9 protein-coding genes are annotated in these 12,266 nt (G+C 32.9%); 8 read left to right on the forward strand and 1 reads right to left on the reverse strand.

Going from position 1 to position 12,266, the window contains the following annotated elements; genetic code table 11:
• Positions 1 to 76 precede the first annotated feature (76 nt).
• The 5 genes from JOOMADRAFT_RS05525 (at position 77) to JOOMADRAFT_RS05545 (ending at position 7,453) form a co-directional block, all read left to right on the forward strand.
• Positions 77 to 1,462 (forward strand): exonuclease domain-containing protein, encoded by a 1,386-nt coding sequence (locus JOOMADRAFT_RS05525; protein WP_008611879.1) that lies wholly within the window; start codon positions 77 to 79, stop codon positions 1,460 to 1,462.
• Between the two features lie 207 nt (positions 1,463 to 1,669).
• Entirely contained in the window at positions 1,670 to 2,083 is a 414-nt protein-coding gene (locus tag JOOMADRAFT_RS05530) for a hypothetical protein (RefSeq protein WP_008611880.1), read from the forward strand.
• A 171-nt stretch (positions 2,084 to 2,254) separates the two neighbouring features.
• Positions 2,255 to 4,075: a family 43 glycosylhydrolase gene (locus JOOMADRAFT_RS05535; protein WP_008611881.1), complete on the forward strand. Its 1,821-nt coding sequence runs from the start codon at positions 2,255 to 2,257 to the stop codon at positions 4,073 to 4,075.
• A gap of 673 nt (positions 4,076 to 4,748) precedes the next feature.
• Positions 4,749 to 5,261, forward strand: a complete 513-nt coding sequence (locus JOOMADRAFT_RS05540) for a hypothetical protein (protein WP_008611882.1) — start codon at positions 4,749 to 4,751, stop codon at positions 5,259 to 5,261.
• 116 nt (positions 5,262 to 5,377) lie between these two features.
• Entirely contained in the window at positions 5,378 to 7,453 is a 2,076-nt protein-coding gene (locus tag JOOMADRAFT_RS05545; protein WP_008611883.1) for a M13 family metallopeptidase, read from the forward strand.
• 210 nt (positions 7,454 to 7,663) lie between these two features.
• On the opposite strand, the gene JOOMADRAFT_RS05550 is transcribed toward JOOMADRAFT_RS05545, so the two are convergent.
• On the reverse strand, positions 7,664 to 9,415 hold the full coding sequence (locus JOOMADRAFT_RS05550; RefSeq protein WP_008611884.1) for a M61 family metallopeptidase: 1,752 nt from the start codon (positions 9,413 to 9,415) through the stop codon (positions 7,664 to 7,666).
• A gap of 333 nt (positions 9,416 to 9,748) precedes the next feature.
• Between JOOMADRAFT_RS05550 and JOOMADRAFT_RS05555 the strand changes: the two genes are divergently transcribed.
• From JOOMADRAFT_RS05555 to JOOMADRAFT_RS05565, 3 genes are all read left to right on the forward strand, one after another.
• Positions 9,749 to 10,927 (forward strand): aminotransferase class I/II-fold pyridoxal phosphate-dependent enzyme, encoded by a 1,179-nt coding sequence (locus JOOMADRAFT_RS05555; RefSeq protein ID WP_008611885.1) that lies wholly within the window; start codon positions 9,749 to 9,751, stop codon positions 10,925 to 10,927.
• A gap of 42 nt (positions 10,928 to 10,969) precedes the next feature.
• Entirely contained in the window at positions 10,970 to 11,590 is a 621-nt protein-coding gene (bioD, locus tag JOOMADRAFT_RS05560) for a dethiobiotin synthase (RefSeq protein ID WP_008611886.1), read from the forward strand.
• Positions 11,591 to 11,738: 148 nt separating this feature from the next.
• Positions 11,739 to 12,131 carry a DUF1398 domain-containing protein gene (locus tag JOOMADRAFT_RS05565; RefSeq protein WP_008611887.1) on the forward strand — a complete coding sequence of 131 codons (393 nt, stop codon included), beginning with the start codon at positions 11,739 to 11,741 and terminating at the stop codon, positions 12,129 to 12,131.
• The last annotated feature ends 135 nt before the right edge of the window (positions 12,132 to 12,266 follow it).

Below are 12,266 nucleotides of genomic sequence, written 5' to 3' on the forward strand. Positions count from 1 at the left end.
TGTTAGATGATAGATGTTTTTGCGTCAAAAAAATATCGATAGATTTAATTTTTTAAAAGAATTCCAAAACTTATAAATGAAGTACGCAATAATAGATGTGGAGACCACTGGTTTGAGTGGCAGTGGAAATAAGATTACCGAAATTGCCATTGCTGTGTTTGATGGGGAAAGAGTAGTGGACGAATTTCACTCTTTAGTAAATCCACAGGCATTAATTTCTAGTCATGTTATTGGATTAACAGGAATTGATAATGCTATGGTTGCTAATGCACCAACCTTTAGTGAGATTGCTCCAGAGGTACTTAGCTATACAGAAGATAAGGTTTTTGTAGCGCACAATGTTAACTTTGATTATAATGTTATAAGAAATGAGTTTAAAGAACTCGGAATTGATTTTAGTAGAAAAAAATTATGTACTGTCCGACTTTCAAAAAAAATATTTCCTGGGTTGCGCTCCTATAGTTTAGGGAAATTATGCAGTTCTTTAGAAATTCCTTTAATAAATCGTCACCGAGCAAAGGGAGATACAGATGCCACTGTTATTCTTTTTGAAAAGCTTTTAGCAAATGACAAAAATGAAGAACTTAAAAAACAATTAAATCCTAAAAATGGAGAGGTAGCACTTCCTGCTTTATTGGCAAAAGAAACCTATGATAGTCTCCCGCATACACCCGGGATTTATTACTTTAGAGATAAGGACGGGAAGATTATTTATGTAGGAAAAGCTATCAATATAAAAAAACGCGTTTTAGGTCATTTTTACGATAAAAAAGCAAAGGAAATTGCGTTGTGTAGAGAAACTTCGCATATAGATTTTGAAGAATCGGGTTCGGAATTAGTGGCTCTTTTAATGGAATCTGAGGCTATAAAACATTATTATCCTAAATATAATCGTGCCCAAAAACGTACCAATAAGGGGTATGGAATCTTAGCATACACAAACAGAAAAGGGATAATGCAATTGGGATATAATAAAACAAATTTGGTGCCCAATCCTATTAGCGTGTTTTATACTGTTAATGAGTGTATTCAGTTTTTAGAATCATTAACAGAGACTTTTCAATTGTGTCCAAAATATACACAGTTAATTCCAAGTGGGAGTGTTGTAGGGAAGTGTAATCACTATAAATTATCAAATTGTAAGGGAGTTTGTGTACAAGAAGAAAGTGCTTCAGATTATAATAAAAGAGTTCTTAAAGCTATAAATTCAGTAAAAATAACTTCAAAAAGTTTTGCCGTTATTACTGCTGGAAAAACTTCAGAAGAAAAAGGAATTGTTTTAGTTGAGGATGGTATTTACAAGGGATATGGATTTTTAGATGAAAGTACTACCATTGAAGATTTTGATACTTTTAAAAATTACATTCAATTACAAAACAGCAACAGTGATGTTATGAGAATAATACAAAACCATATACTTCAACATGAAAATGCAACCATTGTTAATAAACCTGAAGTTTAAATGTTTTAGTGTTTTTAAAGATAGGTTTAGATTAAAAACTTATAAGTAAAAATAGCCTGTTTTAATCTGTTTTTTTCTTATCTTTAGAGGAATAAAACAGATCTCCTTCACTTACAGTATTAACAGTTAATGTGTTGATATATAATAAGTTTGTAATTTTTATTTCTTCCCTTCCTACAATACAAAACTCATTTAAAATTTTTAGTTATGAAAAAAAGTATTGTACTCTCAGTTGCATTTTTACTAGTTACTTTTATTGGTTCTGCTCAAATAAGAAATAAGAATATAAGGGATAATGTAGGTTGGCAAAAAATAGGCGAAGTAAAAGCCAATTATGGAAACGACCATGATGCCATAAATGTTGATGGTTCTTTTAACGATTTTAGAACTTTAAAATTTAATGTGGGCAATGCCGATGTTAATATGGATCGAATGGAGATTACTTATGATAGTGGTGCAAAAGAAAGAGTTCCATTGCGTTTGGAGATTAGAAAAGGAGATGATAGTAGAAATATTAACTTACCCGGAGGGAAAAGGCGAGTTCATAAAATAGAGTTTTGGTACAATACTAAAGGAATGTTTAGTGGGAAAGCCCGTATTACTGTATACGGAAAACGATAAGGGAGTTATGTTTTTAAAATTTACAATTTTTACTTTCCTTATTTTGTTGTAGTTAAGAGAATGTTTAAAAGTTAAATATTTATTTGATGTATTATTGATGTAGCGTATTCTTTGGTTATAGCTATAGCTTTTCTGTAGTTTCGAATTTCATAAAATAAATACTTCCAGATTATGATTTTCAGTAAAATAGAAAAATTGTTTTTTTCTGTATTAAGCTTAGGGATTTTTTTTAATCTTCAAGCGCAACAAACCTTATCCAAAGAAGAATATAAAACTTATTGCAATCCTATAGACATAGATTATACTTACATGTCGCATTACCGAGGTAGGAGCGATGTTTCTTACCGTTCTGGTGCAGATCCTGCAATTGTAAATTTTAAAGGGAAATATTATCTTTTTGTAACTCGTTCTCATGGTTATTGGACTTCTGATGATATGAGTAACTGGAAATTCATCAAACCTCAAGGATGGTATTTTAATGGAAGTAATGCTCCAGCTGCAGCCGTTAGAAACGGAAAGATTTTGGTGCTAGGAGATCCATCTGGAAGAGGTGCCGTTATAGAAACCGATAATCCAGATTTAGGAAATTGGCAAACAAACTATGCGGTAATAAATGTTCCAAACGGAGTACAAGATCCTAATATTTTTGTAGACGACGATAATAGCGTGTATTTGTACGAAGAGTCTTCTAATAAATGGCCAATTCATGGAGTAGAACTAGATACTGCCAATTATTATATTCCGAAAGGGGAGCAAAAAGATCTTTTTAATTTACAACCAGAACAGCATGGTTGGGAGCGTTTTGGTCAAGACCATAAGTCTGATATAAAACCTTTTATAGAAGGGCCTTGGATGGTAAAACATAACGATACTTATTATTTAGAATATGGGGCGCCAGGAACACAATGGAATGTTTATGCCGACGGGGTTTATACCAGTAAAAATCCGTTAGGACCTTTTACTTATGCACCATACAATCCAATTTCTTATAAACCAGGTGGTTTTTTAAAAGGTTCTGGGCATGGAAGTACCGTACAAGATAATAACGGAAACTATTGGCATTATTCCACCATGGCGATTTCTGTGAATTTTAAATTTGAAAGACGATTGGGAATGTATCCTGCTGGCTTTGAAGACAACGGACAAATGTACGTAAATACTGCCTATGGAGACTATCCACATTATCTTCCCGGAACAGAAGTTAAAAATCATAAAGAGCGTTTTACAGGGTGGATGTTACTTTCTTATAATAAACCAGTTACTACAAATTCTCCTTTAGTTGAGGGAGAAAATAAAGTAGTTGATGAAAGTGATAAAGGGTATATGCAAGAGCAGATACATGGTTTTGAAATCGATAAAATTAATGATGAAGAAATTCGTTCTTATTGGGTTTCAGCAAAAAATAACGATTCTATTTATGTGCAAGTAGATCTGCAAAAACCAATGGATGTAAAAGCCATACAAATTAATTTTCAAGATTATAAAAGTACAGTTTTTGGCCGCCCAGATACATTAAGGCAACAATTTACAATTGAAGGATCTTTAGATGGGAAAAATTGGAAAACAATAGCAGATTATAGTAAAAATAAAAAAGACATACCGCATGCATATATTGAGTTGGCAAAAGATGCCGAAGCGAGATATATTAGATATAACCACGTGTATTGTACCAATAAATATTTGGCAATTTCTGAGTTTAGAGTTTTTGGAAAAGGTAAGGAGAAAGCTCCAAAAACACCAAATCATTTCAAAGCAGAAAGGCAAGACGATAGAAGAAACACCATGTTAACTTGGGATGCAGTAAAAGACGCAACGGGGTATGTAGTTTATTGGGGAATTGAAAAGGATAAATTAAACCTTTCCGCTCTAATGTACGATAAACCTAATTATGAGTTAAGAGCTTTAAATACAGACCAAGCTTATTATTATCAAGTTGAAGCGTTTAATGAAAACGGAATTTCTAAAAAAAGTAAAATTTTATATACTGAATAAATACAAGACCGCTTTGCTGTAAGAAAACAGAACAAAGATAAAAGTTTATAAAGTAAAAAGTTTATAAAGATAAAAGTTAATGAGCAAATAAGTTAAAGAAGAGGAAGCATGTACACAAAAAACAGTGTTAATGGCTAGCGTAGCTAAAACCCTTATCCGTAGAATAGTGACCGAAAGCTCTGATATCAGGAGTGTAGCGACGCAGAGTTTCGGTTACGGTTTTTCGACCCCGTTGTCGAAAAAATTCATTGGATAAGGCGCCTTTTTCTTTGTTTCGTTTCTTTTGGGCGAGCAAAAGAAATGAAAAGCATGAAGTCACTGGTGTTTGGATTGGTATCAGAGCTAAAAAATAATCAACGCAATTCTAAACTAGAGCCTTTATATCTACTGTTTTTATATGGAAAAACCAATTCGTTTTTTTAGTTTTAAGAATGTTTTGGATTTTTACTGAATTTTATTTTGTTTACTTTCTAAAATAATGAGGAGGTCTATTTTAAAAAACTTCGCTTAGCTCTTGAAATGGATGAAGTGTAATAAATTCTATCTACTTTTATTAGACAACAATAAAATAGAAAAAGAGATAGCGAAAGGGGATTGTAAAGTTACTAATACCTTTTCGCTATTTTCTTTTCACTAATTCTAGTATCTTTGATCCTTAATAAAAGTTTATTCCTTGAAAAATACTGCATACATACTTTTACTCGGGTTGTGTTTTATTATAACGAGTTGTGGAGACAAAGAAAATAAAGAAGACAATTCTGCTTCTCAAGATACAGCAGTTGCTTCTTATAAGCAGTTGCCAGAAATAAAACCCATCAGTAACGAAAAGTTGACTGAAATAAATAAATGGAAAAAATTTAAAGAGTTAAGCAACTTGATGGAGAAATTTCAAGATCAAAATAGTGGGGATCTTACCTATTTTGCTGAAGAGTTTATCCGTTTAGATACTGAAATTGAAAAAGATTCTTTATTTCCTGAAAAATTCAATGTTCCAGATGTAAAAAGTAGATTGGTTGTTTTCAAAACTTTCAGTAACCAATTCAAAACACGTTTAGATGAAAATGCTCCTATAGATTCCATAAATGTATCTAGAGAGAAGCTTTTAGTAACCTATAATGCCATCCGTCAGCAGTTATCAGAGACTTTGAAAAGTAAGATTTATCAAGATTTTATTAAAGAAAAGTAGGTCTCGTTATCAAAATAGAATTTTTTTCTTAAAGAATTGTTAATTAAAATCTAATAACTTATTAAGAATCACAATTTATTATAAATTGCAACGATTCATAACAAAACTAATTAGATATGAAATTTACTTTTAATCAGCCTGTTATCTACGGGCTTGCTTCAGTTGTATTGCTGGCTTCATGCAAAACTGAAGAAAAAAAGGAGGTTGCAACGGTAGAAAAAATACCTGGAATTAACCTTCAATATATGGACACTACTGCGAGTCCGAATAACAATTTCTTTAGATTCGTAAACGGTAAATGGTTGGATGAAACTGAGATTCCTGCGGACAAAACAACCTGGGGGAGCTTCAATGAGTTGAGAGAAAACACTGACGACGATGCGCTTTCGATATTAAATGCTGCAAAAGATAACCCTAACTTAGATAAAAACTCAGATCAGGCAAAAGCTGTTCGTATGTTTGAATCTATTATGGATACTGCTTCTAGAGATGAGCAAGGGGTAACGCCTTTAAAGCCTTATTTAGAAAAAATTGATGCAATTTCTAATAAAACAGACCTTCAAACATATCTTACTGAAATGACTCCATCTACAGGAGCTACATTTTTTAGATTTGGAGTGGGTGCAGATGCAAAAGATAGTAACAAAAACGTTGCTTCTTTAGGTTCTGGAAGATTAGGATTGCCAGATAGAGATTATTACTTGGATCAAGACGATGAGTCTAAAGAAATCCGAGAAAAATATATAGCTCATATTACACGGATGCTTCAGTTTGTAGGTTATGATGAGGCTGCTGCCGCAAAACAAGCAGATCAAATTTTAGCACTTGAAACTAAGTTGGCTGAAAAAATGCTTGACAAAGTGGAAAGACGTGACCCTAAAACTACATACAATCCAACTGCGGTTGCCGATTTACAGAAAATGGTTCCTTCTTTTGATTGGAAAGCTTATTTAGATGCAATTGGTGCTTCAAGTGTAGATACTATAGATGTTAGTCAGGTTGCATACACAAAATCTTTAGAAACAGTTTTTAGTTCTGGAGATGTAGAGGCTTGGAAATCATATTTGCGTTGGTCTTTGGTTAATAGTGCAGCCAATAGATTAACACAAGAAATGGATAAAGCAGATTGGGAGTTTTACAGTAAAGAGCTTAGAGGAGCAAAAGAGCAAGAGCCTTTAGAAAAAAGAGCTTTACAAACTGTAAATTGGTCTGTTGGAGAAGCATTAGGAAAACTATATGTTGATGAAAAGTTCCCACCAGAAGCAAAAGCACAAGCTAAAGAAATGATAGCTAATGTAATTAAAGCATACGAAGTACGTATAAATGCTTTGCCATGGATGGATGCTGAAACAAAGAAAAAAGCTGTTGAGAAATTGGAGAAAACAACTATTAAAGTTGGATATCCAGACGAATGGAAAGATTACAGTTCATTAGCTATTAAAACAGCTGCAGATGGAGGGTCTTATTTTCAAAACTCTTTAAATGTTTCTCAATGGGATTTTGCTGAAACTATTGATAAATTAGGAAAGCCAGTAGATAAATCAGAATGGTATATGTCGCCTCAAACTGTAAATGCTTATTACAACCCTTCTTATAATGAGATTGTATTTCCAGCAGCAATTTTACAGCCACCTTTCTTTAATTTCACAGCAGATGCTGCAGTAAATTACGGTGGGATTGGAGCAGTAATTGGACATGAAATTTCTCATGGTTTTGATGATAGCGGTGCAGATTTTGATGCCGACGGGAATTTAGTAAACTGGTGGACAGAAAAAGATTTAACACAGTTTAATGCACTTGGAGATTCTTTGGCTGCTCAATATAGCAGAATTGAAGTTTTACCAGAAGTGTTTATAAACGGGAAGTTTACTTTAGGTGAGAATATTGGTGACTTAGGGGGTGTAAATGCTGCTTATGATGGTTTACAAATGCATTTAAAAGAGCATGGTAACCCAGGAGAAATAGATGGATTTACTCCAGAACAACGCTTCTTTATGTCGTGGGCAACTGTTTGGAGAACTAAAATGCGTGATGAAGCACTTAAAAACAGAATTAAAACCGATCCACATTCGCCGGGAATGTATAGAGCTACACAGCCACTTTTAAATATTGATGCTTTTTACAAAGCGTTTGATATTAAAGAAGGAGATGGAATGTATCTTGCACCAGAAGAGCGAATCAAAATTTGGTAATTTTATAATGATAATACAATAAAGAAGAGGCTGTCTAAAAAGTATCTAAACTCTAAATGTCATCCAGAGCTTGTCGAAGGATTTTATTGAGGGTTAGTTGTTTGAAACTTCGACAAGCTCAGTTTGACAACTATTCGACGAAATCAGTTTGACAACTACATATCTTTTTAGACAGCCTTCTTTTATTATAATAATTTAAATGCAACTAATTTACTGCTTCAGCCAAGCTTCGCGGTGTTTTTCTACTCTTCTTTTTGCTTTTTCATTTAAAGAAATGGTGTAAGTTGGGTCGCTAGTTAATGTTAGCTTCGTTTCTTTTTCTACACCAAATCTGCTGTAGGTAACAGTAATAACATCGCCTACTTTTTTATCAGCAAGAACTTTTTCAACTGTATTATCATTGTTTAATTTTTTAGCGTCGATTGCTAAAATAATATCTCCAGCATCCAATCCTGCTTTATACGCTGGACTTCCTTTTTTTACATTTCGGGTAATTTCATTATTAGAGTTGGTATTAAAACCAGTATAAATTTTTTCTTCATCTTGAGAATAATCAAAACCTACACTTTCAAAAAGGGTTGCGTAATCTGGCATTTCGCTTTTATAGATATATTTATTAAAGAAATTATCGGCAAATGGCTTTCCAGCATATAAACTTAAAGTAAAATGTAAATCGTCTATTGTATATGGATTTTCTTTTTTGCCTTGTTCCTGCCAAAGTTTCTTCATATAATCGTCTAGATTGAGTCCGTTTTGACGCAGCGATAAGTCTAATGCTAATCCGAGTACACTTCCGTAGGAATAATAAGAAATAAAAGTATTTTCTCTATTTACAGGGTCTACAGAGGTTGCAGCATCTACAAAAGGCGCTTGATAGCTCATTTCAATCGGGTTAAAATAGTTGCGTGCTGGAGAGTTCCAAACATAATTAAAAGTGCCATTTATACTTTTAGCATATTCTTCTGGAGTAATAACACCTGCTCTGCATAAAATAAGGTTGGTATAATAGCTTGTAAAACCTTCTGCAAACCATAAGCAACCACTCATGTTAGCTCTAGAAAAATCAAAAGGCTCTAAAGATTTTGGTCGCAAGCGCTCTACATTCCAAGAGTGAAAATATTCATGAGAAACAGTTCCGATATTATTTTTCATACCTCCATTTTCCAAGCCTTCAGAGTCGGTTAGAATTGTGGAGTTTCGGTGTTCCATTCCATCACCGCTAGCATTTTCAACATAGCATGCCAAGAAGGTATATTTACCATAATCATAGTCTGGAAGTTCACCAAAAACATCTTTTTCAGCCAAAACAATACGCTTAACTTTTTCAAAATACTGATCTAATAATTCATCCGAAGCCGTGTCGTGCAATACAAATTCTATGGTATAATCTTTTCCGTTAGAATTTACTGTAAAAGAGCGGATTTTATAATCGCTAATTTCTGTAGGACTATCAAAAAAATATTGAAAATTAGGAGCAGAATACGTATTGTCATTTTCTTTTTTGAGCTGTGTAGCTACTTTCCAGTTGAGGTCTTTTCTTACGTCAAAAGTAATTTTTACAGGAGATTCCAGCATTTGAGTGGCATACATAAAAGTAGCTGGCATATTTAAATGCGCATGAGACTCGTCAATCTGACTATAAGTTCCATCTCCACGATTTCCAAACAAGGTGTAATATACAGTAGTTGCTCCTTTTGGATTTGCAATAATCCATTCATATGGGTTATTGCGAATAATCTTTAAGGTATCCCCCTCATCATTTACAGCGCTTACACCATAAACATTTTTTGCAAATTCATGCAGTGCATACCTGCCAGGAGAGCTCCTGCTCATCCTAATATGTAGAGAATCGTTAGTTGTATTTGGAAATACAGCTGTAATTTGAGCCTCATGGTGTACGGCATTCTCAAATGAAATTGTATAATTTACGGGAGTTTGAGCTTTCATTAATAAGGAAAGCATCAAAAAACTTGTGAAACAAAATGCTCTTTTCAAAGTATTTAGGTTTAATGTTAGTTTTATTGAAAGGACAAGATACCAATTTTTAATTTTTGAGCTAAAAAAGTAATCGCATTTTCTTTTGTAGGGTTTGCGGTAACTTGAACGTTTATGTACTTTTACTCACTAAATGAGTTTTTATAGCTTTAAAGTCTGTTCTGAGTTGCCACAGGGCTTATGTTGAATTGTTTTTATAGAGTTTTCCCTAACGCCTTACGGACTTAACCAACTTGTAAGATGTAGACATTTAGATGTTAATTTTACTTGTTCCTAAATATAACTTAAAGTAGCATTGGAATGACCAATTTTCCTAAGAAATTATCTAAAAAGCTAGCGACAAGAAAGCTTGAAAATGCATTTAGAGTTTTACCTGAAGCATCTAATTTAATAGATTTTTCATCTAATGATTATTTAGGGTTTTCTAATGCTGAGCTAATTTTTTCTGAGACACAAAACATTCTGAAAGAACGTAGCATTTATTCAAATGGAGCTACTGGATCTAGGTTAATAAGTGGAAATTCTTTGTTTTATACTGAAGTTGAAAAAGAAATTAGCACTTTTCATAATAGTGAAGAAGCGCTTGTTTTTAACTCGGGTTATGATGCCAATCTAGGGTTCTTTTCTTCTGTGCCACAGCGAGGGGATATTGTTTTGTTTGATGAGTACATTCATGCCAGTATTCGAGATGGAATTAGGTTGAGTACTGCTAAGGCTTTTAAGTTTAAGCATAACGATTTAAAAAATTTAAAAGAGCAGCTTTTGAAGTTTTCTTCGGAAGATAATGAAGTTTTTGTGGTTACTGAAGCTGTGTTTTCTATGGATGGCGATAGTCCTAATTTAGTATTGCTATCCGATATATGTGAAGCCTATCAAGCTCATTTAATTGTAGATGAAGCGCATGCCGTTGGAGTTTTTGGAACAAATGGAGAAGGATTGGTACAAAGTTTAGGGTTAGAAAATAAAGTTTTTGCTCGGATAATTACTTTTGGGAAGGCTTTTGGATGCCATGGAGCAGCTATAATAGGAGCTTCAGAATTAGTTAGTTATTTAGTCAATTTTGCAAGAAGTTTTATTTATACTACAGGTTTACCTCCGCATTCTTTAGCGACTATAATGAGCGTTTACAAGCAATTAAAGGAAAATAATAAGCAATCTCTTTTCAGAAGTAATTCAGAAAAGCTTAAAAATAATATTGATTATTTTAAAACTACTTTTAAAGCGAATAAGAGTGCGTGTAATTTGTCTTTAAAATATATTGAAAGTGATTCTCCAATTCAATGTTTTATAATTCAGGGAAATGAAACTGTAAAATTAATTGCAGAAAAAATAAAGGGAAAAGGTTATAATGTAAAACCTATACTGTCTCCTACAGTTCCAAAAGGGGAAGAGCGATTACGGTTTTGTATTCATAGCTTTAATTCTTTTAACGAAATTTCTGAAGTTTTAAGCTTATTTTTCGCTCAATATAAAAACTGATTTTGTAATTTTAGCTATTATACTAATAATAAATACTACCCTATGAAGTCTTGTTATTTTGTAACAGGTATTTCCACAGAAGTTGGAAAGACTATTGCTTCGGCAATTATTGTAGAGGCCTTGCAAGCAGATTATTGGAAACCTATTCAATCTGGAGATTTAGACAATTCGGACACTAGAAAAGTTCATACTTTAATCTCTAATACAGAAACTAAATTTCATCCTAATAGCTATTCCTTAAAAGTGCCTATTAGTCCGCATGCTGCTGCAGCTATTGATAACGTAGAAATAGATATTACTAAAATTAAAGTGCCAGAAACCAATAACAAGCTTGTTATTGAAGGAGCAGGAGGAATCTTGGTGCCTTTAAATAATAAGCATACTATTATGGATATTATCAGTCCTAAATATAAAATTATTGTAGTTTCTCGGCATTATTTAGGAAGTATAAATCATACATTACTTACCGTAAATCTTCTTAAAGAGCATGGTTTTGACGTGTCTATTTTGTTTAGTGGGAAGGAACATCCTACTACAGAAGAAATTATTCATAAAATGACTAATGTGCCTGTAATTGGACGAATTGATGAGGAAAAAGAATTTACCAAAGAGGTGATTCTAAAGTATGCCAAAAAATTTAAACCTGTATTAGAAAAACTATAGTATTTATGCTGTACATTTACTCGCTAAATGAAATTTAAATACTGAGGTCTTGGTGTTGATTGCTTTTTAGAGCAACCTTCTTATGTCTTGCGGTTTTGCCCTGAACTAGTATTATTTCAAGCAATAAACAAATTATAAAGCGAAAAGGATGTTTACAGTTCTACAAATTCAAGACGCACACTCAAAGGTAGAGAGTGGAGCAGATTTTCCAAAGTATATTCAGGATATTAAAGCGCTTGGAGTAGAGGCGTTTGAAACCTTTGTAGCAGATAGTCATACCGATTATTTTGGTAAAAACAATTATAAAACTAGTTCTTTAGCTGTTTATGATACTCTAAATATTTCAGAAGAAAGTAATAAAGAACGCTTTATTGCATGTATAAAAGCGCATCAAAAAGGAGCAACAGATTATGTTACTTTTTGTAAAGATTGTGCTGAAAATGGTATTGAAAAATGGATTGTGGACCTCGGGAAAATGACTTGTATTTACTACGATAAAAAAGGAAATGAAATTCTTGTTGAAAATATTCCGAGTGTCTAAAAAGTGTATTCTTTTCATTTTAAAATATTGTTGTCCGATAAAAGTTAACGGAATTTATTGGACTCCACTTATATCAAGGTTTAAATGAGGTATTCAAAATAAGATCCCTTGCTATTAATAAAATGAATGAAAAGA

It is taken from the genome of Galbibacter orientalis DSM 19592, assembly GCF_000260115.1.
Lineage (GTDB): Bacteria > Bacteroidota > Bacteroidia > Flavobacteriales > Flavobacteriaceae > Galbibacter > Galbibacter orientalis.

Coding starts and splice junctions, on each gene's coding strand:
- JOOMADRAFT_RS05550 (WP_008611884.1), bottom strand. CDS start 9,415: ATGCTTTCCTTATTAATGAAAGCTCAAACTCCCGTAAATTATACAATT.
- JOOMADRAFT_RS05535 (WP_008611881.1), top strand. CDS start 2,255: ATGATTTTCAGTAAAATAGAAAAATTGTTTTTTTCTGTATTAAGCTTA.
- JOOMADRAFT_RS05555 (WP_008611885.1), top strand. CDS start 9,749: ATGACCAATTTTCCTAAGAAATTATCTAAAAAGCTAGCGACAAGAAAG.
- JOOMADRAFT_RS05530 (WP_008611880.1), top strand. CDS start 1,670: ATGAAAAAAAGTATTGTACTCTCAGTTGCATTTTTACTAGTTACTTTT.
- JOOMADRAFT_RS05545 (WP_008611883.1), top strand. CDS start 5,378: ATGAAATTTACTTTTAATCAGCCTGTTATCTACGGGCTTGCTTCAGTT.
- JOOMADRAFT_RS05525 (WP_008611879.1), top strand. CDS start 77: ATGAAGTACGCAATAATAGATGTGGAGACCACTGGTTTGAGTGGCAGT.
- JOOMADRAFT_RS05565 (WP_008611887.1), top strand. CDS start 11,739: ATGTTTACAGTTCTACAAATTCAAGACGCACACTCAAAGGTAGAGAGT.
- bioD (WP_008611886.1), top strand. CDS start 10,970: ATGAAGTCTTGTTATTTTGTAACAGGTATTTCCACAGAAGTTGGAAAG.